Origin of the sequence: Rhizobium sp. 268 (genome assembly GCF_036571585.1) — a bacterium.
Taxonomy (GTDB): Bacteria; Pseudomonadota; Alphaproteobacteria; order Rhizobiales; family Rhizobiaceae; genus Rhizobium; species Rhizobium redzepovicii.
Genome location: NZ_JAPPSO010000032.1, coordinates 1 through 25620, shown reverse-complemented (window position 1 = coordinate 25620; position 25620 = coordinate 1). Strand labels below are relative to the sequence as shown.

Genomic DNA, 25620 nt, shown 5'->3' with positions numbered 1-25620 from the left:
TATTCTTCCCTTGTCTCGATTATGGTTTGTCGTTGCGTTCGGGAGGAGGTTTCGGTCCGCTATGACCGCCGCGCTGTTCATCGAGCTTTGCATTGGCCAGTCCGAGAATGGACCCGGCGTAGGCGCCGGGGGAGCCGATTGCCTTTTCCTTCGCGGCTGATCCGGCTGCTTGCGCGCCGGAACTGAAGCTCGCGCCCATACCGCGAAGAGCAGCACCTGCAACGGATGAACCGCCAGCTCGTGCGGCTTGAGCCGCCGCAAACCCCGCGCCTGCAGCGCCGGCGGCGAGGAAGCCAGCACCGGCGGCAAAAGACGCCGCTTGCCCGCCGTGGCGGATCGCTTCCATTCCTCCGGAAACTGATGCGCCCTGGACGACGCCCTGGATGATGTTCGGGACGTACATGGCGATGATGAAGACCACGACGGAAATACCGGCGATCGCCAGGGTCGTGACGAATTGATCCGACGAGGCAGTAGGCGCCTGGGCAAGACCAAGCAGGACGTTCGATCCGATCTTGGCGATCATCACCAATGCCATGAGTTTCGTGCCGACGCCGAAGGCGTAGACGAGGTATCGAATGGCAAAGTCTTTAGTGAATGAGGAACCACCCAGCCCGAGCATGATCATGCCGGCGAGCAGGCCGACATACATTTCGACCATGACCGACACGAAAATAGCTGCAACCAGCGAGAAGGAGATGACAACGATGCCCATGGCGAGAACGGCGGCAATCGCGAGCGCATTGTCTTCGAACACCCCGAACTGTGCTTGTTGGGACATTTGGGAGGCGACGCGGATGCCGGCGTCGAACACTTCAGCGGGAGACGCTGAACCACCGCCGGCGCCAATCTGGAAAAGGCTGTCGACCACTGCTCGCGCAAAGGTCGGACCTTGGGTCAGAACGAATGCGAAGAACCCGATGAACATGATCCGCCGCACCAGTTCGGCGAACCAGCTGTCCAGCGATGCTGACTGGATCGCCAACCAGACGGCCGCAATGCCGATCTCAGTTCCGTGAGGACCTGTCCCTCCTGCGCGAATGTGGGAACAGCATAGGCAAGGAAAAAGAGACCTGGAATCAGGAAAGAACGCGCAACAGTTACCCTCACCATCTCGGGTGCATCTCCTGGCCTTCCTTGATCGGCGGCAGCTCCTTGTCGGAGCCGAAGAATTTTTCCCGGACTGCGCGCTGCTCCTCGGTGAGCGCAGGTATTCCTGTGTTTCGGGAATTGACGATCAGCACTGTCGCTGCAGAGGATGCAGCGGCGACAGCCAACAGCAAGGCAATCAGGACGGAGCGGCTCACCATCGCGGTTCCATTTTCTGGCCTTCCGGAACGCTTTTGACCTCGGCGTTGAAGAACTTTTCCCGCCGCGCCTGCGCCAGGTCCTTGTCGGTCTGTTCCGTTTGAAGCCAGGTTCCCATCATTGTCATCTGTTGGGAGACGAGCCCGCGAAGCTTCTGCATTTGCGCGACTTGCTGAGCGGCGATCTCGTGGCCGACCTGCAAAGCCTTCATCTGCCCGTCAGCCGTTTCGGACATCGACCGCAGCGAGGACATCGTATCTTCCTCGCTATCGAACTGGTCGGCCGTGAGGCTCGCCGCTTTCAGCGAGCTGGCGATCGTGTCGCGGTTGGTGTTCGACCAGGACTGGTAGGTCGAGGAGAACGTTGCGTTATCAGGTAAATTTGTCTTGAGATCGGCGTAGCTCTGAAAGCGCTGCTGAAGAACGTCGTCCGCATTCCCCATCGAAAAGGCGATGCCCTGTCCCTGGTCGACGATACTGCGCAGTTGATCGAGATCGCTTTCGACCTGCCCCCAGACATGATTAGGAAGCTGGGCGGTGTTTTGCAGCATGTTCTCGTAGATCTTCAGCTGGTTCTGGATCTGCTCTGCAAGCTGGCTGATCTGGGTCAGCTGATTGTCGACCTGGACGCCGGAGCTTTTCATGAGGTCCACGAGCTGCGCATTGTTGGCGAGTTGCGTCCATTCCGTCGCAGCGCCGGTGGCTGTACCGGCTTGCACTGAGCCTGCAGCTCCGATCGTGAGCGCGGCGGCCGCCAAGCAGGCGAGCCATCTATTTGAGTAGCGATGCGGCATCGTGAACCCCTCTCGTTTCAAGCCAGTGGATTGGCCAGTCGTGACCATTTTCGGATTTCAGTGCGCGGATGCGTTTGAGGTCCTCCTTGCCCGATGCGCCGACAAAGCTCAGGGCGACTGGTCCAAGCGACATGTTGAAGAGCCGCCGGCCTTCCGGCGTGGCGACGTAGTATTCGCGCTTCGGAGTGGCGGTTGCGACGATTTCGATCTGCCGCTCGTTGAAGCCGATGCGCTCGTAGAATTCGCGCGTTCCCGACTCGCGAGCGGCGCCGTTCGGAAGGCAAATCTTGGTCGGGCAGGATTCCTTCAGGACGTCGATAATCCCGGACCGCTCAGCGTCCGAGATCGATTGGGTCGCAAGGACCACTGCGTAGTTGGCCTTACGCAGCACCTTCAGCCACTCGCGAATCTTGTCGCGGAATACCGGATGGCAGAGCATCAGCCAGGCCTCGTCGAGCACGATCAGGCTCGGCGACCCATCCAAGCGTTTCTCGATCCGGCGGAACAGATAGGTGAGCACCGGCAAGAGATTGCGCTCGCCCATATTCATCAGTTGCTCGATCTCGAAGGTCTGGAAGGCGCCGAGTTTGAGGCCATCTTCCTCCGCATCGAGGAGTTGTCCCATCGGGCCATCGACGGTGTAGTGGTGCAACGCGTCCTTGATCTCGCGCAGCTGGACGCCGCTGACGAAATCCGAGAGCGAGCGACCAGAGGCGCTCGCCATCAGGCCGACTTGCCGAGATATGGCGTTACGGTGATCGGGAGTGATGGTGACGCCCTGCAGGCCGACCAGCATCTCGATCCATTCCGTCGCCCAAGCCCGGTCCGCATCACTTTTGAGTTCGGAGAGTGGGCAGAAGGCCAATGCCCTCCCCTCTTCCGCATTGTCGCCGCCGATCTCATAGTGGTCGCCGCCGGCTGCGAGCGTCAGGGGCAGAAGTGAACTGCCTTTGTCAAAGGCGAAGATCTGCGCATTTTCGTAGCGACGAAACTGCGCGGCGATTAGGGCGAGCAACGTCGACTTGCCAGAACCGGTCGGACCGAAGATCAGCGTGTGGCCGACGTCATCGACGTGTAGGTTCAGACGAAAGGCTGTCGAGCCGCTCGCAACCTGCATCAAGGGCGGCGAATTCGGTGGATAAAAGGGGCATGGCGCGACCGGGTTTCCGGACCAGACCGAGTTCAGCGGAATCAAGTCGGCGAGATTGCTGGTGTTGATCAGCGGCTCACGGATGTTGCAATACCAGTTGCCCGGCAAGCTGCCGAGATAGGCGTCGGTGGCGTTGAGCGTCTCGATGCGCGCCCCGAAACCTTCGGCCTGGATCAGCCGCCGGATCGCTTCGGCCTTTTCCTGCAGTGCTTCTCGATCGCTGTCGAACAGCACGACGACGGGCGTGTAATAGCCATAGGCAACCAGTTGCGACGAGGCCTGCGCGATGGCATCCTCCGTCTCGACCACCATGGTCATCGCGTCCTGGTCGACGGATCGACTTTGTGTCTGGAATATCTGGTCGAAGAACGGTCGGACCTTCTGCTGCCACTTCTTGCGTGTGCGTTCGAGTTTCTGTCGAGCCTCCTCGGCATCGAGAAAGATGAAACGTGACGACCACCGATAGGTCAGCGGCATCAGATCAAGGCTGTTCAGAATACCCGGCCAGCTTTCGGCCGGCAGGCCATCGATCGCAACGACGCCGAGAAAACGGTTTTCGATCTTTGGCGTCAGTCCATGCTCAAGCTCTGCGGTGGCGATCCAGTCGAGATACATGGGAACGTCGGGTAGCCGGATTGGATGGCTTTCCCCGGTGGTGCAGAACCGCGCGAACTGCATCAGCTCGTCGTATCGGGCAATTCGCTCCCCTCCCCTTTCGACCGTTTCGCGGGTTTCCATTCGCCGGATCGAAAGAGTGTTGGCAAAATACTGCTCAAGCTCTCGCACCGCGTTCTTGAACACGAAGAGCACCGTGTCCGCGTAGGATTTCTTCCGGCTTAACTCATCCGAATAGATGTATTTGCTGAGAGCAGTCTTCTTGGACTCGAGCGGCCGGTAGGTCAGGATCAGCGCATGCTTGCTCTCGAAATGCCCCTGCTCGCGCGCGAAATGCGAGCGCCTCTCGGCATCGATCGCGCGGGTGACCGGGTCAGGGAAATGGCAACGGTCTTCCGATGGGTAGTTGACCGTCGGAATGCGGATGGCTTCGACCTGGATCATCCAGCCGCTTCCAAGCCGTGACAGAACGGCATTGATCTGCCTCGACAGCTCGTTGCGCTCGAGGTCCGTTGCGCTTTCGGAATCCGGGCCTGCGAAGTACCAGCCGGCCAGGAGACTGCCGTCCTTCAAAAGAAGGACACCATTGTCGACGAGGCCGGCGTAGGGAACGAGATCGGCAAAGGATGGGCCGGTCACCCGGAAGCGTTTGAGAGCTACCATGGCCGCCTCCTCAGTACCGGCGCCACGGCGAAGTGGTCGCCTTGTAGGTGGACTTGTAGGATATGTGCCTGATATAGACCTGCCGCATGAGCGGGTCCGACTTCGCCATCATCCGGAGAAGCCCGACGATGACAATCCAGACGGCGACGCCGAAGAGGGCCGAATAGACCGTGAGAACCACGAAGATCAGGATTACGGCCGCAAGTCCGGTGATCAGGACCAACTCCCGGTCGGCGCCCATTAACAGGTTCGGGCGCGAGAGGGCTCGATGGATGCGGTTGCGCCGCGGGCCGGACAGGGACTCAGCCATGATCTCCCTCCCCTCCTCCGTTCGCACCAATTGACGTGATTTGCGCGTCGGTTCGCCCGATCGAAGCGCCGGTCGCACCGAACAGGCCGACAATGTTGGTGGCGCCGAGCAGGATGCCGGCGACGAGAACGACATACACGAGGCGCCGCGCGAAATCGTTGAGCTCGCCGCCGAAGATGAGCATGCCGCCGGCAATGGCCACGGCCGCGAGCGCGATTGCGCCCGCGACCGGGCCGGTTATCGACTCCTGAATCTGCTGCAGTGGCCCTTCCCATGGGAGGCTGCCGCCGGAACTGGCGAGCGCCGGCGCGACCGAGGTGAGAACAATGGGCGCCGCCACGAGCGCTACGGCGATGATGGCATGCTTACGCGACATGGCGAGCCTCCTGTTCTTCGGTGAGTTGATCGGATTCGATCTCGTACTGCCCGTTGATGAACCGCTCGACGTGAATGATGTCGCGAACGACCCGCCCACGCGGAGTCCGCTCGATCGAGATGACCAGGTCAACGGCCTCTCCAATCACCTCGTGCATCGGCTGCTGGCTTGCCTCGGCGGTCAGCTGTTCAAGGCGACGCAGCGCCGACATGGCGGTATTGGAGTGAATGGTCGCCACGCCGCCCGGGTGACCGGTATTCCAGGCCTTGAGCAACGTGAGGGCCGCGCCGTCGCGAACTTCGCCAACGACGATCCGGTCGGGGCGCAAGCGCATGGTGCTCTTCAGGAGCCGGGCCATGTCGATCGTATCGCTGGTATGGAGGAGAACGGCGTTTTCGGCCGCGCATTGGATTTCCGCAGTATCCTCAAGAATGACGAGACGATCCTGGGGCGTGGACTTGACGATCTCGTTGATGACGGCATTCGCAAGAGTCGTCTTCCCCGAACCGGTCCCCCCGGAAATGATGATGTTGAGCCTTGCGGAAATGGCGCTACGGATCGTCGAGGCCTGGTATTCTGTCATCACGCCGGCGCAAATATAGTCTTCGAGCGGAATGAGGCGCCATGCCCGGCGACGAATCGTGAAGGCAGGCTTGGTGACAACGGGGGGCAACAGTCCCTCGAAGCGGTGGCCACCGATTGGCAGCTCGCCGGAGATGATTGACTGTTCCGTGTCGACCTCGGACTGAAGCGCGTGCGCCACTGTACCAATGACCATCTCCGCGGCAGCGGATGACATCTCGCCGGCGGGCGCAACGCCGTGACCTAGCCGTTCGATGAATAATTTGCCGTCCGGATTGAGCATGATTTCGACGACGTTCGCGTCGTCCAGGGCAACACAAAGCTGATCGCCGAGCGCATCCTGAAGTTTGCGGACGAGCCGAGGGTGAGAGCGAAGCTGGTTCACGTGTTTCTCCTCAGGCTGCCCGGCTGACAGAGGGCGAGTTCAGAACGGTAGTTGGAGGGGCGGAGCCTGAGGAACGTGTCCGCATTGGCGGGCAGCGTGCCCGCCACGGCCATCGTCACGCCGATTTTCTTGGGTTCGCCCAAACGCTGCAGCGGCCATCCTACGCGCGCGAGGATCCGCTCGAATCGAAGATCAGTCACCGTGACAATCTCGGTGTAGCCATTCGCGAAGCACCATTCGACGATGCCCGCGAACATGGTCAGCGTCGCCTCGTGGATTGAGCTGGTTCCCCTCCCCTCTGCGAGAGCAGTATCGACGCAGAACCGGGAACTTTCGACCATCGCGGCATGACCGCTGAGCTGACCGTCGGGGAGCAGCGACGGGAAAACGTCGGCCACCATTGTCGGCCCAAGCGCAGGAAGAAGTCTCGCGCACCCCGCCAATTGGCCGGTCTCTGCGATGGCGAGAATATAGGTCGGCCGAAGCGCGTCGAAACGATCGGACTCGCACCCCGCCGTCACATCGACTTCCCAACCCAGGCGATCGGAAAAGACCCGAGCACGAAGCTGGTAGTGGATGTGTAGGAGATGCGCCTCTTGGATCGTCCGGGGTGTTGAGAGCGCGAGAGCCTGCATGATTTTTCTCCGTCGTTGTTGGTCGGCGGGAAATCAGCACAGTTTGGAATCGGAGGGCAGTTGTAGGATTCAACATGCACGTAGCGAGGTGAGTCGCGGTTCATGAGTGGTGTGTCGCTACAGAACCGCCTAATCTACTTGCTGCTACGCTGTTCGGATTTGTAGGATTCACAGGAGAACATTCCGGCATCAGCGAGCTGGGCATTTGAGGCTAACTCCCGGAGCGGAAAAGCAAAAATCCGAACAGCCTTATGCAGATTGTCCCCGGGGGTTAACCTTTTGTTAACCCTAAACCTCTGGACCAGTTCGGAGAATCGTGTTCTATTTTTAGCGGGCAATGGCCGGTAAACCGGCGAAAAGCCGCCAAGAGGGAAAGATGGCGATAGCAAACCGAGTAGAAGCAAGTGTTGGCTCAAAGGAAGATGCCGGCAGCAAAATCATGCGCCATGCCGGGCTTCTGTCCGGGCAATTGCAGCAGCTCAGAACTCGTATGTATCCGCCAAAATCGGAAAAGACCCTGCGTCCCTTTCTGACCAACGAAGTGTCGAAGCTGACGTCTATACCCGATTCCACCCTGAAGCTCATGTCCACCGAAGGACGCGGGCCGATTCCCAGTAGGCTGGAAAATAACCATCGCGTCTACACGTTGGACCAGATCAATGAACTGCGTGACTTGTTCGCGATTCAGAAACCTGCGGACGCCTTGCGATTCCTTCCTCGTCGACGTGCCGGCGAGCACCTCCAGGTTCTTGCCATAGCCAACTTCAAGGGTGGCAGCGCGAAGACGACAACCTGTGTCCACCTTGCCCACTATCTCGCCCTTCATGGGTATCGCGTCCTCGCACTCGACCTGGACCCGCAAGCATCCTTGTCCGCTTTGTTCGGTGCTCAGCCAGAAGTTGATGTCGGGTCGAATGAAACGATCTATGCCGCTTTGCGTTACGATGACGCCGAGCGTCGTCCCATCCGCGATATAATTCGCAGGACATATTTCGATGGCATCGACCTCATTCCTGGCAATCTTGAAGTCATGGAGTATGAGCACGAAACGCCACGGATCTTGGCGAACAAGGCCAACTCCGGCGCAATCTTTTTTGAGCGGCTGAAACTCGCCCTTTCGGAAGTCGCGGCGGACTACGACATCGTAATTCTTGACACTCCGCCGTCGCTCGGCTTTCTGACGTTGAGCGCGATATACGCCGCGACTAGCATGATCATTACTGTCCACCCGGCTATGCTGGACGTTGCGTCAATGAGCCAGTTCCTTCTCATGATGGGCGATCTGATTAGTGTTCTGAACGAGAGCGGCGCTCAGTTAGACCAGGACTTCATTCGGTATCTGGTCACACGACACGACCCCAATGACGCGCCACAGTCGCAAGTCGTTGCGATGCTTCGGCACTTGTTCGGCTCCGATGTATTATTGCCCACCGCCATTGAAAGCACCGCCGTTGAGGCAGCCGGCTTGGCGAAACGCTCGGTATACGAGCTCGAATTGGGGCAGATCGGGCGCGATACTCACAAGCGTGCTCGCGAGGCGGTAGATGCTGTGAACGAGGCGATTGTTCGCCTCATCAATGAGAGCTGGGGGCGGACATGAGCAAATCCCCTCGCAAGTCGATTGTCGCCAGCTTCGGGTTGCTTTCCGCAGAGCTGGAAAGCGATCAGGCTGCGGATCAACAGCAGCCGTCGCAGGCCCCTGCCCCGGTTCCCGGAAATCGTGTCGGAGCAGGTGTGATCGGTGCTGCACACCGGGCAATCGACGACATTCGAACAGAGCGAGATCGCTTGAAGGCTATCGTGGAGTCGGGCGGTGGTTCCGTTCGCGAGTTGGATCCGTCGCTCATCGACCCATCCCCTTATCCGGACAGACTGCCGGACGATGACGCAACGAGCTTCGAGGCGTTTAAACGGTCGATCGAGACTGAGGGGCAACAGGTTCCCGTCCAGGTCCGCAAACACCCCTCCTCCCCAGGTCGCTATCAGATCGTTTACGGTCATCGACGATGGCTCGCTGCTAGGCAGCTTGGCAGGCCTGTTCGCGCTCTCGAAGTCGAGATCTCCGACCTCGACCTGGTTCTTGCACAAGGCATCGAAAACGCGAGTCGCCAAGACCTCACCTGGATCGAGCGCGCGCTGTTTGCCTCCCGAATGGATGATGCGGGGATCAAGCCTCGGCACATCTACGCCGCGCTTTCGATCGAGGACGCAGAATTGGCTCGGATGCGGAATGTCTACAGGATCGTTCCCACGGATATCATCGAGGCAATTGGGCGAGCGCCGAAGATCGGCCGGCCACGTTGGCTCGACCTTGCCAAGACGGTTGCGGGCGACACGGGAGCGCTTGATGCACTGCGGGCGGTACTGGTTAGGAAGGGTGAGACCGCTGAGACCTCTGATCAAAGGTTTCAGCGTGCATTGAATGCCATCAAGCCTGTATCGACTCGTCGGAGAGAGCCAAGCCCGATTACAGACATGAGAGGAACGAAGCTTGGAGCCCTGTTGATATCCTCGAAAGAGGTTCGAATTTCGGCTGAGGGTTCACTCGGGGGCGACTTTTTGAAGTTTATTGAGGCGGAGCTCCCAGCGCTAACGGAGCGCTTTGTCCGCCTGCGAGAAGACGAGAAACCCTGACAGCTGTCAGGGTTTAGAGATAAAAAAGGACGAACTGCAAAAGAAAAAGGCCCCCCAAACGTTGCCGTCGTGGAAGCCTCTCTCAATGTGTGACAACTAGAGAATCGCATTTCCCCGAATCCCAGTCAAGAGTCTTTGGCACCGTAATTTGGTGAGCGGGTTTCTTTTGCCTTTTTGAAGGTGAAGAAAATGCAGATTGGAAGTGTGACGACGCCCTTTGGGCGGCGACCGGTGACGCTTGCCCTGGTGAAGCGGCAAATCGAGACGAGTAAAATCAATCCGGGCAAGACAGCGGACAAATGGAAAGTCTTTCGGGACGCATCCGAAGCAAGGGAGCTGCTTGGGCTGCAGGATCGCAGCCTGGCCGTCCTTGACGCGCTCCTGAGCTTTCATCCAGACAACGAATTGCGCCAGGATGCGCAGCTCATCGTTTTTCCGTCCAACGCGCAATTAACGCTGCGAGCCCACGGTATCGCCGGCGCTACGCTTCGCAGACATCTGGCCCTTCTCGTTGAGGCAGGACTGATCGTGCGGAAGGACAGCCCGAATGGAAAGCGCTACCCCCGGAAGGACAAGGCGGGTGCGATCGATAGCGCATTCGGCTTTGATCTGTCACCGTTGCTCATGCGAACAGATGAGCTTGCCATGATGGCGCAACAGGTCGTTGCAGATCGTTTCGCCCTCCGTCGGGCGAAGGAGAATTTGACAATATGCCGGCGTGACGTTCGAAAGCTCATTTCTGCCGCAATCGAGGAAGGAGCGTCAGGCAACTGGGGAAACATCGAGGCGATGTATGTCGACCTCGTAGGCAGGATTCCGCGCGCTCCGACGCTCAGTGATGTGAATTCAATCCTGGACGAGATGGAACTCCTGCTGCAGGAGGGGGTCAACATCTTGGAAGTGCAGAAAAAACGCGAAAATAACAGCACCAATGGTGACCAAAATGAGCGTCACATACAGAATTCAAACACCGAATCCATCAATGAACTTGAACCTCGCTCTGAAAACGAGCAGGGCGCAAAGGCGGTGGACGATGATCGGCCGAAGGGGAAGCCAATCCGGAATTTTCAACTTGGCATGGTGATACGGGCTTGCCCCGAGATCGCGATATATGGCCCGGGTGGTACGATCGGAAGTTGGCGCGAGTTGATGGGTGCAGCGGTGGTCGTCCGGTCCATGCTGGGCGTCAGCCCGTCAGCCTATCAGGAGGCCTGCGAGGTGATGGGGCCGGAAAGTGCGGCCACGGCGATCGCCTGCATCCTTGAGCGGGCAGGGCACATCAACTCGCCTGGCGGATATCTGCGAGACCTGACACGGAAGGCGGTACGGGGCGAATTTTCGTTGGGGCCGGTTCTTATGGCGCTGTTGAGAGCGCATGGGCAAGGCGTTAGAGCCGTCGGCTAGGAGCTGAGCGATACGAAAAACCCTGACAGCTGTCAGGGTTTTTCGTATCGGCGGGTGGTGGAGCGGGGAAGGGTAGATCATCTCGGCTGGCGGCTACTGACATCATCCGACAAGGCAGGTTTTCGCGCGGTCCGATGGGCAAGTTAAATGAAGTTCCTTGCCGGGTCCGAGCCGTGGTCTGCTGGCCTTCGAAACCGTTTTAAAAATGAGGAACAGCTATGCCGTCTGAAACTCGATCTCCGCGCCTGGCTGTTCTGATTGGTGCGGACAATACATCCGCTAAAATCGCCAACGGGCTGTTCGAAGAGGTAGCCAAAATCGGGGAGGCGAGCGTGCGTCGCATCTACGGTGATTTTTCCGGCACCCGCTCCAAGGGTTGGGCGAACGTGCTCGCAAAGCACGCGATTATCCCGCAGCAGCAATTTGCGTATACGACGGGAAAAATGCTTCCGATATCGCTTTGGTCATCGATGCAATGGATTTGCTGCACAGCGGTCGGTTCGACGGCTTCTGCCCAGTGTCCCCGGACAGGGATTTCACGCGGCTTGCCGCCCGGAACCGTGAGCAGGGCGCCAATGTATTCGGCTTTGGCGAGCAGAAGACACCGGAAAGTTTTCGCCAGGCCTGCCGGCGGTTCGTCTATACCGAAAACCTGCTTCCTGGTGCGATTAAGGACGAGGAGAATACCGCTTCCAGCGACAAGCCGCTCCAGCCGGCAACATCGGCGGTGCCGGTGATCAAGAAGGTACTGTCCCAGGAGGATCGTGATGACGGCTGGGTCAACCTGGGCACCGTCGGCAAGCAGTTGTTGAACCTCGCGCCGGATTTCGACCCGCATACATTCGGCTTCCGAAAACTCAGCGAACTTATCCGCAAGACGAACCAGTTCGAGGTTCGCCAGCCCGAGGTTGGAGCGGGCCGGCATGTGGGGCCTCAACGACGGCCGGAAAATTACCCTTGAGCAGATAAATGATCGCGAGTTCGCAAGCTATCTGCGGACAAGCTGCAGGACCAGTCTATCTGCAATGTGAAGGGTCGGATGGACCAGGTTCGCCCGGCCTATCCTTTTTGCAGGCCGAGATATGTACGCGGTGCAAACCCGCGACTTCAACGTTTTGCGTTGCAGCATTACCTTTAGAGTGTTCAAGCGGTTCACCTCCTCCCAAACCGTTTAGGCCCGACGAACGCCATGCTGTTAGTCACTATCGGAGCCCTGGGCTTGTTCTTGCGCTGGCAGGACGACGCCACATCCGTCACTACGATTTGCGCCATCCTTGTCGACCATTGGTTCACGAAATCGCGCCAATCGTCTTGGTCATGGAGCCGGCCGGCCTCAAGAAGGCCGTCGACGCATTTAATTTCGATGCTGCTGAGAGGATGCAGACCAAGCAGCATCCCCGGTTCCCTATGCTCCAGCCGCGCCCGCTGAAGGCATATCAACTTGACCGACACCGAGCGAGCGAAGGTACAAAGGCTGCACGCACTTGCTTCTATCGTCCGCCGCCCGCCATTTTGTGACAGGGAGGAAGCATCCGGCGCCCATGGCGTGAGGGGGCAGACGCGCGGACTTAGCAAACGTGGCAATTGATCCGACGCTGTCGAAAATTCCCCTCTTTGCAAGGAGAGCTGAAGGGGTAAAGGTCACGCTGCAACGTAGACGTACTTCAACTCAATCTCGGTTCATCGCTCGCCCCATCTCTCTCGGGGAAAGTGTTAGCAAAAATTGGCTGTCTGTAACCCATTTCTGACCACTAGAGCAGAAAGCAGCCTTCAGAGCATACGCGTAGCGCGTCCGCTTCGCCGCGTGACATTGTTGTAATAACTCGAGGCTTGCTGAACGGAGCGGTGTCTCGACTGTTCCATGGCCTCGGGGAGCGGAATCCCACGGTTGGCAACCTCGGTCAGAAATCCCGAGCGTAGACCATGCGCGGAAAACTTTCCCACTGTCCAACCCTGCCATTGCCAGCCGCTGCTTGATGATCGCGTTGACCGACTGTGGATCAATGGCGCGGCGTCCTTGCGCGATTTCATCGTCTTGAGTGCTATCAGCTTCATTTGGGTCCGAATTGGGCGGGTCTGCGAATCCTGGTTTGCGGAAAGCAGCGGGTTGGTTCCAGTCGCAAGTCTGCGAGTCGCGCAAATATTTTCCATATTCTTAAGACGGGCGCCCCTAGTGCCTGTCGGCGTACCCGCAGTTTGGGGTCAGGGCTGATGGCGACGCCGCGTTGCACGCCGATGGGGTCGGCCGACATTGGGTCGCACCCCCAATGGAGAACGCCTGCAACACATTGCCGGCAGCCTGTCACCAATACATTTTTGTCATTAACCAAAGAACGTTTGACGACGCATGCGATAACTGTAACAGTCAGCGACGGAAAAATCGCGATTGTCGGTTTAAAACCATCGTGACGTAAAAAGGGATCAAATGAAGACATCCAGGCCATCAAGCGAAACCTCCGCTGCGAAGATTACACGCCAATCGCAGATGTTGTCAGCGCAGTTGCAGTCTCTTCGCACCGATTTGTATTCGCCGGAAGCCATGAAATCGTTGCGCATGTTTAAATCGCGCGACGTGGCCACCATGCTTGGGATCGCGGAATCGACCCTTCGACAGATGTCGTTGGACGGCGAATGTGCGATGCCCGAGAGGCGGGAGAATGGCCGCAGGACCTACACGCTCTCCCAGGTCAATGAGATCCGTCGACACCTGGCGGTGAAGCGGCCCATGAAAGCTTTGGATTTCTTGCCGCGCCGGCGTCCCGGTGAGAAGTTGCAGGTTATCGCGGTTGCGAACTTCAAGGGTGGATCGGCCAAAACGACGACGACCGTTCATCTCGCCCACTATCTTGCGCTGACGGGTCTGCGGGTGCTCGCGATCGATCTTGACCCGCAGGCATCCTTGTCGGCCATGTTCGGCTATCAGCCGGAGTTCGATGTCAGCGACAACGAGACCATATATGCGGCGATTCGTTATGACGACGACAACCGCCGACCGATACGCGACGTCATTCGCAATACCTATTTTGACGGAATCGATCTCGTACCGGGCAACCTGGAGCTCATGGAATACGAGCATAGGACGCCGCAGGCGATCGCAAGCGGCGGCGGCCGCGGCGACGGGATCTTCTTCCGGCGGCTCGGCGCCGTCATAAACAGCGTCGAGGAAGACTACGATGTCGTCGTGATCGACGCGCCGCCGCAACTGGGCTATCTGACCCTGGGCGCGCTTTGTGCTGCGACCTCGCTGCTGATCACCGTTCATCCGGCGATGATCGACGTTGCCAGCATGAACCAGTTCCTGGCGATGATGAGCGATGTCATGCGCGTCATCGAGGAGCGTGGCGGTATTCTGGAACACGATTTCATCCGATATGTCATCATCAGGCACAATCCGAACGACGTTCCGCAGGTGAACGTCGTCGCGCTTCTGCGCTCCCTGTTCGGCGAGGACGTGCTGGCGCCAGCGGTGGTGGACACGACCGCAATCGCCAGCGCCGGCCTTGAGAGGAAGAGCCTTTACGAAATGGCGCGTGGTTCGGTTGGTCGGGACACGCTTACGCGCGCCCTGAATTCCGTCGACGCGGTCAATCTCGAGATCTTCAACCACCTCAAATCGGTATGGGGGCGGTCATGACAAATGCCAAAGAACGCTGCAGTCGGATGAAAAGTCTGTTCGCGAATGTCGATTCCGTGGAGCTTGCCAAGCAAATCTCAGCTGGGCCCGCGGTGAAAGTCGGATCTGGAGCCGTCAAATCGATGGACCGGGCCTTCGTTGCCGTCGAAGAGGAGAATGAACGCCTCCGCCTGCAATTGAGGGGCTCTGAAGCCATTGTCGAAATTGACTCCGCTCTTGTCGTTCCCTCCTTTGTCAGGGACCGCCTCGATATCGAGGGAGATTCGCAGTTTCACGGTTTCGTCGAGGGCATTCGGGAAAGCGGCCAAAGACTTCCCATTCTTGTTCGCCCCTCCCCCGACAGGCAGGGCTACTTTCAGGTTGCGTACGGCCACAGGCGCTTGCGCGCCTGTCAGATCCTTGAACGGCCGGTGAAAGCGATCGTCCGCGATCTCTCCGACGATGAACTGGTGGTCGCTCAAGGTATCGAGAATACCGAACGCGCCAATCTCTCCTTCATCGAGCAGGCGTTCTTTGCCGCGACGCTCAAGGCGCGCGGCTTCCGGCGGGAAACGATCGCCGCCGCGCTCGGCAGGGCAGATGGCAAGCTGACCTACGTTTCGATGCTGATTGGAATCGCGGAACAGGTCCCCGCCGAACTGATCGGCAGAATTGGTCCGGCTCCCTCGATCGGCCGCCCCAAGTGGGAAAAGCTCGCCGCCCAATTCAAGGATGGGAAGGCTCCGGCCGCCGTCCACGCGATCATTGATAAGGTGTCCTCGACGGCTGTATGGGCCGCTGCCACGAGCGATCAGCGCTTCGCTGCGCTGATGAGCGCGCTCGAAAACAAGGCGGCCAGACGAAACCAGGGCGAAGCGGTCGACGTCGGCGGCGGCGCCACGATCACCGCGAAATCTTCGCGTTCTTCAACGCTTATCACGATTCCGGAAAGCAAGGTGCCCGGCCTGTCGGCCTGGCTCGTCGAAAGGCTTCCGGCGCTGGTGGAGGAGTACCGAAAGCAAACGGGAGAGGCGCCGATGGGGTAGGCTAATTCAGAAATAGGAAAGGGCCTACCGACGGCAATCGGCAAACCCTTGGAATCCTAGCCGACAGTACGAAAGCGTCCTATCGACATCAGCTCTTACAGACTGATTCTGTCACGGGCCGCTGGCACAATCAACCCCTGCGTAACAGCCGGGAATGAAAAACTGTGTCCGTCTGCTGGCTTTCATCAACAAGAATCTCGATGGAGCCGCACGCCAAGGCGTTGCGGGCAGCTAGCCCATGACAGAAGCAACGGCAATCGCATCGTTCAGACGCGTCAGTCCGGCCATTCTCGCAAGCGCGCGGATGGCGATGGCCAACGACATACCGGACACTTCGAAGTCGGAGATCTCTCTCCTGTTAAAAAAGGCAGCGCCGATCCTTGGGATCGACGGCACGACCTATCATGTCCTGGATATTCTCCTTGGCCTCTCGCGCGCCGATGACTGGAAAGGGGCCGGGCGACCGATCGTTGCAATCTCCAACGCCAAGCTCGCCGAATATACGCTGCGCTCTGAGCGCACAGTGACGCGTTGCCTGCGCAGGATCGTTGAGGCTGGGATCGCCGCCTACCGCGACAGTCCGACCGGCCGGCGCTTCGTGTACCGCGACAATGACGGGATGGTTGCCAGCGGCTTCGGGCTTGATTTCACGCCGGCGCGCGTACGGCTCGCGGAGATCAGGGAGAGCGTCGAGAACTACCAGAGGGAACTCAAGGCCAGCCAGGATGCACGTCGTGCGGTCACGCGGCTTTCCAGAGCAATCATCGACGCTTGCGAGGCGTTCCCGGAAAAGGCAGGCCTCTGGAGGAGTGCTGCGCAAGCAATCATCAACGGCGTCGTTGGCCGGGCAGAACAGGCCAGCGGCCTCGAATCACTGCACGCAGAGGTTCTTGAGTACGCGGAGCAACGCTTCCAGGAACATAATATGTCATGCGCGGGTGACATCCGCGTCACCTCTATTATTAATACAACCCCTAAAGACCTTCCTGATAGTAATCAACGGACCGGCTCTAACGAGCGAGACACAATTACCACTGACGACGGCTCCGCCGTCGAAATGGCTTATGAAAATAAGCCTGAAGCGGCGGCGGGTGACATGCAATCCCGATTGCGGCAGGCGGAAAAGACGGTTGGTGATATCCAAGGTGCCGTTCTAGCTGCAGTGCCGGTTGGCTTGCTGCAGGTTGGGTGCCGCGCGGCGCAGGAATGTGTCAGCGTGGAGTTTGACGGATGGTCCGATGTCGTCGGGGCGGCGGAAATGATGCGGCGCATGATCGGCCTGTCGGAAGCTGCATGGGTAGACGGTGTCGGGAGGGTCGGCCGTTATGCTGCGTCCGCCATCTTGGCGACCGTGCTCGAAAAATCCTTGCGTGACCCGGAGCTGATTGCAAAGCCCGGGGGCTATTTCCGTGCAATGGTCGACCGGGCGGTCGATGGAAGTCTTCACCTCTCAAAAAGCCTTTACGGTCTTGCCGAAAGCGAGATGAACACGCGGAATAGATAGGCGAAAAAGTAACAGCTGTTACTCCGCCCTTGGGCTTGCGGAACGGGTCAATCGCGCCGAGTTTGCGTTGTAGCCGCTACAGGAATAGATCGAGTTCAAGGGCGTGGCCTTGCCATCTGGGTCGGATGGGCGGCAATGGAGCGGCGCATGCAGAAAGAGTGGTCGTTTCGTCGGGTATCCGTTTGCCCCCGCCGTCGATGCAGCCATGTTCCATCTGGCTTCCGCAACACGACGGAGAGGGCTGACAACTGCACTGAAGTATCTTCCGACAAAGCCGTGGCCGATTAGCGCCATTCCTCGTGTCCACTGAAAGACCCTGCCTGGCTGCCGATCTTGAACACCCTCCGATGTGAATGTGTCGCCGTTGATTGTTCAGTATCGATCACGGAGTCAGCGCCGACGGTTCTGGCGTTTGCGATCTCGCTCCCTGCCTGCGTGCTTCATGCTTTCGGCGGTGAAAAGCTTTGCGCGTCCTTGGAGCTACTCGGCTCGAAGAAGAACATGGGTGTTGGAGGGCATAGGCGAAGGAGGTCTTCGAATGTTCATTCAGGAAGCTATGCCACCTGTTTCGTCCCGCTTGTGCCCCGCTGGAGATCATTGTGCATTGCTGCCTAGAGGGACCGAACTTCAGTCGGGGTGTGCGGCACCCGCCAAGCAGAAGTGGTCACAGGAAGGCCGGTAATGGCGCTTGCGGGTGTGGGTGCTGTAGGCCGTCTCGCCCGGGAGAGATGGACGGGTGGGGGTGCCTATTGTCGCCTCGTTTTCCCTCCTCTATCCGACGTAAGCTGCTTATCCACGGACGGAGAGGGCCGTGGCAGGGTCCGGTCGACACACCCGTTTGGCCGGGACATCAACTGAATGTTTTTATCGCTCGCGTTGGGCGAACCACGCGATTTCAATACGAGGGACTCAAAAGGTAACAGCTGTTACCTTTTGCAGTGTGTAGTGCCCCCCGATTTTGAGACAAAAGCGTTCTCCGTTAGGAGGACTAATGAGGACGGACGATCCTGGGCGGCGGTTCAGTCGCGAGGTTAAGCTGGCAGTGGTTCAGCGAATGGCTGCAGGCGCCAATGTGAGCAAGCTTGCTCGCGAGTTGGGGATTTCGCGCAAAGGCCTTTATCAGTGGCAAACGCAGTTTCGAGTTGGCGGAGCGTCGGCGTTGCGAGAAGGCGGACGTCCGCAGCGAGGCGCAGCAGCGAGCCATGCGCAACCGGAAGCTGGCGCGCTGCAGTCTTCCTCGAGCGACGAACTCTTGAGAGCGCTTGCGCGGATTACGGAACTGGAGCGGCTTGTCGGACAGCAAAGCCGAACAGGAAGGCGCGACCACCAAGGCACCGGAGTTAAAAGATTGTGGGAGAGCATAGAATATCTCTACGCGCAAAAGCTGTTACCGTTCGATCTGAGATGCGCGCAGCTGCTGGCCGGATTGTTGATGACGCTCGCGCCCACCAGCCGGGTTTGGAAGACATTGCGATAGCCGCCACGGCTAAAGTGCATGGATTCACGGTCTTGACCCGCAATATGCGCCATTTCGGGCCTTTGGGCGTTCAGGCACTCGATCCGTTTGAAACATTGCCGGAGGTATAGGTGAGGGGGCTTTTTCTGGAAGTCCGGCCGCTCAAGTCAGATTGATCGGGAGACGAGAACCTGGGCACACAGGCATGGGAAAGACGAAGATCATGGGGGCTTCTCTAGGCGATATGCATCTATCTATTCGCTAAGTAAGACTAATCAGAGCTTTGCCTATCGAGGCTAGCGGCATTGCTTCCACATCGTGCTTTAGGGGGAAAGTTTCCTGCCCAGGGTAAACGACGATGCGTCGTGCCGGGTCGAGATCTTCACATGCAAGATAGAAGCCTTTCTCGAGTTTCGGTGTCAGGCTCCGCTTGATTTCGATAGCCCAAGGTCGTTCGCCCGGGGGCGTTAGAAGAAGGTCGATCTCGGCACCAGCCGACGTTCGATAAAAATTGCTCTGAGTTCCGGGCGGCGCTGCTGCAATCAAGGTCTCGATCACGAACCCTTCCCAGCTTGCTCCGGCGACCGGGTGCCCGAGCAGGTCCTCCTGAGTGGTCAGTCCCAAAAGGGTGTGGGTGATGCCGCTATCGCGAACATAGACCCGCGGTGATTTGACCAGGCGTTTGCCAATGTTCGCGTGCCAGGGCTCTAGGCGTCGTACGAGGAGTAGATCAACCAGGAGATCGAGATAGGAGGCGACCGTCTTGCCATCGACGCCGAGCGAACGCGCAAATTCCGCGGCATTTAGCAGTCCGGATTGGTGATGCGCGAGCATGGTCCAGAAGCGCCGCAATGTCTCGGCTGGAATGCGAGGACCAAGCAAGGAAATGTCTCGTTCCAGATAGGTTCGTATAAAGTCTTGCCGCCAGCGCTGGCTTTCACGATCACTCGCTGCTAGGAAACTATCCGGGAAGCCGCCTCGCACCCATAGCGTATACAGATCGTCAACTGGCACTTCCAGGCCGTCGATCGGACCCATTTCAAGGTAGGCGATGCGACCTGCCAGCGTCTCACCCGACTGTTTCAATAGATCGATGGATGCGGACCCGAGCAGCAGGAAATGGCCAGCCTTCCTTCCATTTCGCCGGCCCCGGTCGATAAGCCCACGCAAATTCTGAAAAAGATTTGGTAGCCGGTGAACCTCATCCAGGATAACGAGCTTGTCGCTGTGCTGGCTGAGATATAGTTCCGGCTCGGTGAGTTTGGCGCGGTCGGCATCCGATTCCAGGTCGAGATAGATTGATGGGCGCTGTTCGGCTATGGCGAGCGCCAGCGTCGTCTTGCCGACCTGACGCGGGCCAATGAGCGCAACGGCGGGGCTCGAATCGATCAACTCAATCAGTTTTGTAGATATTCGACGTTCAATCATCCTTGCATTTATGGAGGATAATTCCGCAATTGCAAGGATTACATGTTTGATGTTTGGGCTGCGTCAGTTGGCGCGTCGCGCGGCGTTCACATTGCTGTGCGCCTAACGGCTCGCCGCGCCGGTCGTTCGGAACGCCATCTTTAACCCACGGCCGATGGCGTGGCGCCCTAACTCCAACGGTCGATGAACGACAGCGAAACGCAACATTCACAGCCTGTTCAGCACGCTAATGTCATCAAGTCACCAGAAAGAGCCTTACCTCCCAACACAGGCTTTGATGGAGTAGCCGATGAAAAAGATCATTCTCTCGACACTTGCCACACTGGTCGCGACCGGCAGCATCTTCACGTCCTATGGCTCCGCGAGCGCACATGATTATCGTGAGCACCGGCACGGCGACAGGGGTGCTGCCATCGTTGGTGGGCTGGCGGCTGGGCTCATTGGCGGACTGGTTGCCGGTGCTCTCATCGAGGACAGGGATCGTCCGCGGTATGATGATGGTGCAGATTATCGCTACAGCGGCCGCCCGCGCTATGAAGGTAATGTCGGTTATCGCGGTGACCCGGGCTACCGTTATAGCGGTGGTCCGCGTTATGAGGACAACTCCGGCTATCGCGATTTTGACGGCTCAGGCTATCGTTATTACAGTGGCTGGCGTTGATGTAGACCAGGTAGGCTTCCAGCGTTCCACGAGGGCGACCTGAATTGCCCTCGCAGCACTTTTGCACCAACCGTGATTTGAGGGTCAGTTCCTTCAAATTACCAGCCTTGCGGTCCGCCCGTTCTTCTGTTCTGCGTTGTTGTAGTAGCTTGCAGCCTGCGCACCGATTTATGAAGGGACTGCTGCTTTCGCCGAGCTGCGACCCAAAACCATCACCATTGGCGAGGCGACCGGGCCAGGAGTTCTTTTTCAGCGAGCTTTTCGCGGACCATAAGATGAACGGTGCGACGGAGGCGCTCGACGGTCCAATCATGGCCGCGGCGCTTGAGGACCCGAACCACCCTGTCCCAACTGTGTTGAGGCCGGAATTGTCACACCATCGGCAGCCACGTCGCGCCCACGCCATGAGCTCACCTAGATAGAGTTTCTCGCGCTCTTGCGGCACCGCTTTAATTGCTTCCGGTCGCCGTTCTGGAAGACCTGGGCGTGAGAAAATGACCCTTTCCGCTCGTGTTTTGTGATCAAGATAGTGAGAGCATGTCGCGCATTTCATGGCCACTGACGAGCAGCCTACTTCGCGACGGGGAGGGGCAGCGGCCCAGGGGGAAATGCTCGGTCGGGCCTTATCGCTTCAAGTGGATCCATCTTGCGGTCGCATGGGGTCACGCAGGGCAATTCAGGTAAATAGGGCAATACAGACGGCCATCCAGATTAACGCCGTCCCCAGTACCATCGCTCGCCTGGCGACGACGACTTTGTCTGCATCCTCCTCCGCTACAGGTGTAGTCACAATCCAAGGCACGGACCCAAGTGCTGCAAATCCGATGATAGCCAGAACCATCACAAAATAGTCGAATGAATGCCAAGCCCCATGTTCATACACCCCCCAGTAACCCAGAAAGGCCATTCCGACTGCAAACATTGTGGCGGACGCCGAGCAGAGCCCTGTGACGGACCCGGTAGGTGCGCGCATGTTCCTTTTTTCACGTGTTTCCAAGTTCAAGACGCGATATCCATGACGGTTGGCTGTCTCTCTGCAAATATGTCAGGAATTGAGCGCGGCGTGAAGCGCTGGTGACTGTCTGGGACGGCCGCGAAATTCCCCGCCTCGGCATGGGATGCTGGGCGATCAGCGGCCACCTTCCTCCGTGACAGAAGAGCGCTGCATCCGCGCGTCGCATACGAACGTCATATATCACACCATTTGAGCAGCCCGCCCGCTTCGACGTATCGCGTTGTTGTAGTAACCTGACGCTTGTTGAATTGAGCGGTGGCGGGACTGCTCCATCGCCTCGGGCAGGGGGATGCCACGGTTTGCCGCCTCGGTCAGATATCCAGATCGTAGCCCGTGTGCGGAAAACTCCCCACGGTCTAATCCAGCCAGTTCCACCCGCTGCTTGATGATCGCGTTGACCGACTGCGGATCGATCGCCCGTCGCGAAACAGTCCCCCATCGCCCGATCGCCCGAAACACACTGCCATTGTCGATCTTCGCAGCCTGCAGCCAGGCGATGAGCGCCTCTACCGGCCGACCGGTCAGATAGACGATATCGTCCTGCTCGCCGGTGGTGGTTTTGGTACGGCCGAGATGGATGGCGAGAGAGGGGAGGGGAGGCCCGTCGGGCACCTCGATCGGCGGCTCGACGGTCAGCTGCTCGCGGCGCAGTCCAGCGATCTCGCTGCGCCGGCGACCACCGGAGGCAAACGCGACCATCAGGATGGCGCGATCCCTGACATCACGCAGGCTGTCGGTTGCGCAGGTGGCGAGAAGCATTGCCAAAATATCGCCGGTCACGGCTTTCGCGCTCTTGCGCCGCCGGGTCCGGGGGACCGCGCGCACGGCCAGGCGGATGGCTGATTTAAGGGCAGGCGAGGCGAAGGCGCCGTCAAAACCGCGCCATTTGCTCAGCGTCGACCAGTTGGCCAGCCGCCGGCGCACGGTGGCTGGCGCGTGCGGGCCGACGGACTTGAGAAACCCCTGGCTTCGAAGGTTTTGGTCGACATCGGCCGGCATGCCGTGATCGGCATCGGTCTCGCGGTGTTGCGGGTCCCAGAGGTGATGGGCGACGAATTTCAACAGCAGTGCTTCGGGCGCCGGCCAGGGAAGGGAGCGCCCGGTCGCCGCCAATCCCCAGGCTTCGAGGTAAGCGAGATCGGAGGTCAGGGCCCGCAATGTGTTGTCGCCCATGCCCTGGTTGACGAGATGGCGCAGCGTCTCGACGTCGTGGTCGGTGAGCAGCTCGGCGAGTTCGTCGCGGCGTTCCAGCGGCAGCACGGCGGCGATCGTGTCGAGCTCCTCGGCGCGACGCTCGACGGCGGTCAGTGATGTTTTGAGTTTGGTCACGGACGCTCCAAAAAACTGTTTCGGCGGCCTCCTGGACCGCGATTTGCACCGATCCTTCCTGATTTGCGGGGCAAAATCAATCTACCATCGATAACCAGTACTTATCGTTGGTGAAAATGTCGCAGGAAATCCCGAGCGATGACGGAAGCTAGCATCCATATCGCTTCTGGTTAATGACGGTTTTACTATATTTTCAATGTCTTACGATCTCGCCAAATTGCCAATCTCGGCATCCTGCGGGGTAAGTGGGGCAGATTCGATGGCGCTGCCGGTTTGGCAGGCAGAAGCGTCGAGCGCTGATGACCGTTGGTGGCTCCAGCGTTTAAGGCCGGGCAAGGATGGTGGCCGGGAGAGACGGGATGGGGTGATCTTCACTGCCGATCCCAAGCCGGTCACCGAGATAATGGTAGAAGGAAAGGCCGAGCTTTTGGCAGGTCTTCATCAGGCCGAGCATGACATCGCGCGCAACACGGCCATCCTGGCTCATTGTGCCACCGGAGATCTTCCGCTTCGTGACAAACGTCCGTAAGGCATTTTCGGAGGCATTGGTGTGGAGCGGGATGCCGGGATACTCGAGCACCTTTAGCAGCTCGTTCTTCCTGCGATGCAGTCGCTCGAGAAGCGTGTCGAGTGCTTCATAACCCGTACGTAGTGTGAAGATCCTATCGAACCGTCGTCGGAATGCGGGAGCGGACTGGGGGGAAGGGCACTGCTGGTAGGCTTTCAGCGCTTTATAGAAACGCCAGACGAGATCTCGGACCATCGTGACCAGCCGCTCCTCCTTTGCAGTGGTCGGCATCAGCTTTTGCAGAAGGCGCTCAGTATGGACCCAACACAGTGCATGATTGCCGACACGGAACTGTCCGGCATCGTCGGACACGATCACCGTATTTGCCATCAGGCCGTGATGGCGGATGGAGCCCCAAAGCCCTGCTTCGGCAAGGGTGCCGATCTCCTGGCGGTTGAGAATATCGACACCTTTGTCAGCCAGAGGCGCGATGAACGGTACCTGGTTGCAGAAGTGTTGCGGCTCAAACGTCCGAAGCCCATGGACTACGGGCGGATTGCCGCGACGTTCTTTCAGATAATCGAATGCGGCGTCACCCAGCACATAATCCTGATAGCCGCCGCGCAGCAGGGACAGAAAGTTCAGGCGTGACTTCGATTTCGTGGTGCGAAAGACGGTAAAATCCGCACCGCCGATCTGTGTGGTGTAATAGTTATTATGGGAATGCCGCGCGCCGGTGTCGTCAACCGTCACATAAGGCGACGCCACGAGACCGGCATGCAGCAGTGCGGCATCCTCGGCGACGAAGCCCTCCAGCTGCCTGGTGAGAAGCCGCACTATCTGACGCTTGGAGATGGCGATCCCGACATCGTTCAGCAATGTCGTCAACCGCTGCGTCGTCACCTGTCCTTGTGCGTGCAGCATCAGGCAAAGCCGCCGGAGGTTGGCGCCATAGCCACCTATGATCCCGGCCGGCAAGGGAGCGAGAACCGTCTTTCCATCCGGTGTCACCCAGCATTCACGGCGGTAGTGCACGAGTTCCGCCTTGAGCACCAGGTCTCGGACGTAGACGCTTCTATATCCCTTGAAGCGCGAGCCGGACGGAGCATCGATGCGCAGGATCTCCTGCCGGCTGACCCGATCCACATCCAGCTTCGGACCCCGCGGCTTTTTCCTGCCGGCCACATGGTTTGCTGGAGAGGCCTCCGTTGCCCTCTCCATGCCGGAGGCGCGAAACGGCGGGCGCGGCGGCAGATTTTTCAGCCGGGCGATCTCGTCGCGCAACAGCTGGTTCTCGAGTTTCAGGCGGGTATTCTCCAGCCGAAGGGCGGCGTTTTCCTCCCGCAGCTGGATGTTGTCGGCCTCAAGCTTCGCAAGCCGGGCTTCTGCCTGCTGCGACCGTTCCAGAAGACCCGTCACCAATCCGCGCAACGCATTCAGTGAAAGCGTGTCGGCATGCTCGGGGGAGGGGAGCCGTTTCTTCATGGCAGAATCGAATCATGATTTGCCCCGGCTTGAGAATCCCCAGACTAGCAATCACTTCTCAAAGCGCGCGGTTATGCACACTTCTATGACCGCTCACCAAAACGCCGCCATGGATTTTGCCCCACGTACCCTGCGGGGTAACCGGGGCTGATTTGGTGGCAGTGCCTGATAGCGGGCAAATTCTTGAACGACATTGCCTGCGGGTGCGAAGATTGGCATGGTGGCCTTTGGGATGAACAGGAGGGTAGGGCGACGCGCATGCGGCAAATCGATATCGACAGCCTGGACGAGGCAACCCTCATCGAACTCAACGCCCGCATCGTCGAGCGTCTGCAGTTTCTGCATCACCAAAGAACCGCGGCAGCCCTGCAGGATATCAGGGTCGGAATCGGCGTGATGTTCGAAGGCCCTGGCGGTGTCCCGGTCCGTGGTGTCGTCATTCGTCGCAACAAGAAGACGGTGACGGTGCATGCCGAGGATGACCGGCAATGGAATGTCTCCCCGACACTGCTGAAGCTCACCGGCGCCCACGTACTCGACACCGCCGGCCCGATCCCATCCGACAACAGCAAAGTTGTTGCCTTTCCCAAGCCAGATCGCCGTTGATGCGCTCAGGTGGTGTTGTCACGTTAAGTTTCTCTGGCTGGAAATGCCAGCGGCTCGTGGATATTCAGGCGACACAGGCCGCAATTTTCCATGCATCGAAAGCTTCGAGCCGAT

At 58.8% G+C, this 25620-nt stretch carries 20 protein-coding genes and 5 pseudogenes; 10 read left to right on the top strand and 15 right to left on the bottom strand.

Annotation, left to right across the window (positions count from 1 at the left end; all coding sequences use genetic code 11):
* Nucleotides 1–19: 19 nt before the first annotated feature.
* From trbL to OS035_RS31970, 8 genes and pseudogenes are all read right to left on the bottom strand, one after another.
* Nucleotides 20–1113 (bottom strand): annotated as a pseudogene (gene trbL / locus OS035_RS32005) (P-type conjugative transfer protein TrbL).
* Entirely contained in the window at nt 1107–1307 is a 201-nt protein-coding gene (gene trbK / locus OS035_RS32000; protein WP_130747477.1) for an entry exclusion protein TrbK, read from the bottom strand. The pseudogene trbL and the gene trbK overlap by 7 nt, the downstream one beginning before the upstream one ends.
* Complete coding sequence (gene trbJ, locus OS035_RS31995) at nt 1304–2101, bottom strand: P-type conjugative transfer protein TrbJ (protein WP_331815157.1); 798 nt, start codon at nt 2099–2101, stop codon at nt 1304–1306. The genes trbK and trbJ overlap by 4 nt, the downstream gene beginning before the upstream one ends.
* Nucleotides 2079–4529: a conjugal transfer protein TrbE gene (locus tag OS035_RS31990; RefSeq protein WP_331815154.1), complete on the bottom strand. Its 2451-nt coding sequence runs from the start codon at nt 4527–4529 to the stop codon at nt 2079–2081. The genes trbJ and OS035_RS31990 overlap by 23 nt, the downstream gene beginning before the upstream one ends.
* Before the next feature lie 10 nt (nt 4530–4539).
* Nucleotides 4540–4839: a conjugal transfer protein TrbD gene (locus OS035_RS31985; protein WP_130714129.1), complete on the bottom strand. Its 300-nt coding sequence runs from the start codon at nt 4837–4839 to the stop codon at nt 4540–4542.
* On the bottom strand, nt 4832–5215 hold the full coding sequence (locus tag OS035_RS31980) for a TrbC/VirB2 family protein (protein WP_331815149.1): 384 nt from the start codon (nt 5213–5215) through the stop codon (nt 4832–4834). Before OS035_RS31980 ends, OS035_RS31985 begins: the two co-directional genes overlap by 8 nt.
* Entirely contained in the window at nt 5205–6182 is a 978-nt protein-coding gene (gene trbB, locus OS035_RS31975) for a P-type conjugative transfer ATPase TrbB (RefSeq protein WP_331815146.1), read from the bottom strand. The genes OS035_RS31980 and trbB overlap by 11 nt, the downstream gene beginning before the upstream one ends.
* Nucleotides 6179–6817 carry an acyl-homoserine-lactone synthase gene (locus OS035_RS31970; RefSeq protein ID WP_331815143.1) on the bottom strand — a complete coding sequence of 213 codons (639 nt, stop codon included), beginning with the start codon at nt 6815–6817 and terminating at the stop codon, nt 6179–6181. Before OS035_RS31970 ends, trbB begins: the two co-directional genes overlap by 4 nt.
* Before the next feature lie 376 nt (nt 6818–7193).
* On the opposite strand from OS035_RS31970, the gene repA (OS035_RS31965) reads away from it, so the two are divergent.
* The 4 genes and pseudogenes from repA (OS035_RS31965) to OS035_RS31950 all read left to right on the top strand — a co-directional run bounded on the left by repA (OS035_RS31965) (nt 7194) and on the right by OS035_RS31950 (nt 11816).
* Nucleotides 7194–8417 (top strand): plasmid partitioning protein RepA, encoded by a 1224-nt coding sequence (repA, locus tag OS035_RS31965; RefSeq protein ID WP_165411169.1) that lies wholly within the window; start codon nt 7194–7196, stop codon nt 8415–8417.
* Nucleotides 8414–9451, top strand: a complete 1038-nt coding sequence (gene repB, locus OS035_RS31960; RefSeq protein ID WP_331815135.1) for a plasmid partitioning protein RepB — start codon at nt 8414–8416, stop codon at nt 9449–9451. Before repA (OS035_RS31965) ends, repB (OS035_RS31960) begins: the two co-directional genes overlap by 4 nt.
* 189 nt (nt 9452–9640) lie before the next feature.
* On the top strand, nt 9641–10855 hold the full coding sequence (gene repC / locus OS035_RS31955) for a plasmid replication protein RepC (protein WP_331815132.1): 1215 nt from the start codon (nt 9641–9643) through the stop codon (nt 10853–10855).
* Nucleotides 10856–11073: 218 nt separating this feature from the next.
* Nucleotides 11074–11816 (top strand): annotated as a pseudogene (locus tag OS035_RS31950) (NYN domain-containing protein).
* Between the two features lie 809 nt (nt 11817–12625).
* Here OS035_RS31950 and OS035_RS31945 read toward each other — a convergent pair.
* Nucleotides 12626–12869, bottom strand: a pseudogene (locus OS035_RS31945) (tyrosine-type recombinase/integrase); the annotation flags it as partial.
* Between the two features lie 411 nt (nt 12870–13280).
* On the opposite strand from OS035_RS31945, the gene repA (OS035_RS31940) reads away from it, so the two are divergent.
* The 4 genes from repA (OS035_RS31940) to OS035_RS31925 all read left to right on the top strand — a co-directional run bounded on the left by repA (OS035_RS31940) (nt 13281) and on the right by OS035_RS31925 (nt 18495).
* Complete coding sequence (repA, locus tag OS035_RS31940) at nt 13281–14489, top strand: plasmid partitioning protein RepA (RefSeq protein WP_331815129.1); 1209 nt, start codon at nt 13281–13283, stop codon at nt 14487–14489.
* Nucleotides 14474–15514 (top strand): plasmid partitioning protein RepB, encoded by a 1041-nt coding sequence (repB, locus tag OS035_RS31935; protein WP_331815126.1) that lies wholly within the window; start codon nt 14474–14476, stop codon nt 15512–15514. The genes repA (OS035_RS31940) and repB (OS035_RS31935) overlap by 16 nt, the downstream gene beginning before the upstream one ends.
* A gap of 238 nt (nt 15515–15752) precedes the next feature.
* Nucleotides 15753–17018: a plasmid replication protein RepC gene (repC, locus tag OS035_RS31930; RefSeq protein ID WP_331815123.1), complete on the top strand. Its 1266-nt coding sequence runs from the start codon at nt 15753–15755 to the stop codon at nt 17016–17018.
* A gap of 991 nt (nt 17019–18009) precedes the next feature.
* Nucleotides 18010–18495, top strand: a complete 486-nt coding sequence (locus OS035_RS31925) for a transposase (protein WP_130801243.1) — start codon at nt 18010–18012, stop codon at nt 18493–18495.
* 240 nt (nt 18496–18735) lie between these two features.
* On the opposite strand, the gene OS035_RS31920 is transcribed toward OS035_RS31925, so the two are convergent.
* Complete coding sequence (locus OS035_RS31920) at nt 18736–19902, bottom strand: ATP-binding protein (protein ID WP_130801241.1); 1167 nt, start codon at nt 19900–19902, stop codon at nt 18736–18738.
* 289 nt (nt 19903–20191) lie between these two features.
* On the opposite strand from OS035_RS31920, the gene OS035_RS31915 reads away from it, so the two are divergent.
* Entirely contained in the window at nt 20192–20563 is a 372-nt protein-coding gene (locus OS035_RS31915; RefSeq protein WP_130657409.1) for a hypothetical protein, read from the top strand.
* Nucleotides 20564–20656: 93 nt separating this feature from the next.
* Here OS035_RS31915 and OS035_RS31910 read toward each other — a convergent pair.
* From OS035_RS31910 to OS035_RS31890, 5 genes and pseudogenes are all read right to left on the bottom strand, one after another.
* A pseudogene (locus OS035_RS31910) lies at nt 20657–20748 on the bottom strand (integrase); the annotation flags it as partial.
* Nucleotides 20749–20781: 33 nt separating this feature from the next.
* Nucleotides 20782–21047, bottom strand: a pseudogene (locus OS035_RS31905) (recombinase family protein); the annotation flags it as partial.
* 192 nt (nt 21048–21239) lie between these two features.
* On the bottom strand, nt 21240–21536 hold the full coding sequence (locus OS035_RS31900; RefSeq protein WP_018068554.1) for a hypothetical protein: 297 nt from the start codon (nt 21534–21536) through the stop codon (nt 21240–21242).
* A gap of 222 nt (nt 21537–21758) precedes the next feature.
* Nucleotides 21759–22907, bottom strand: a complete 1149-nt coding sequence (locus OS035_RS31895) for a site-specific integrase (RefSeq protein ID WP_164039727.1) — start codon at nt 22905–22907, stop codon at nt 21759–21761.
* A 322-nt stretch (nt 22908–23229) separates the two neighbouring features.
* Entirely contained in the window at nt 23230–24900 is a 1671-nt protein-coding gene (locus OS035_RS31890) for an IS66 family transposase (protein ID WP_331815095.1), read from the bottom strand.
* 258 nt (nt 24901–25158) lie between these two features.
* Between OS035_RS31890 and OS035_RS31885 the strand changes: the two genes are divergently transcribed.
* Nucleotides 25159–25506 carry a hypothetical protein gene (locus OS035_RS31885; protein WP_028744190.1) on the top strand — a complete coding sequence of 116 codons (348 nt, stop codon included), beginning with the start codon at nt 25159–25161 and terminating at the stop codon, nt 25504–25506.
* The last annotated feature ends 114 nt before the right edge of the window (nt 25507–25620 follow it).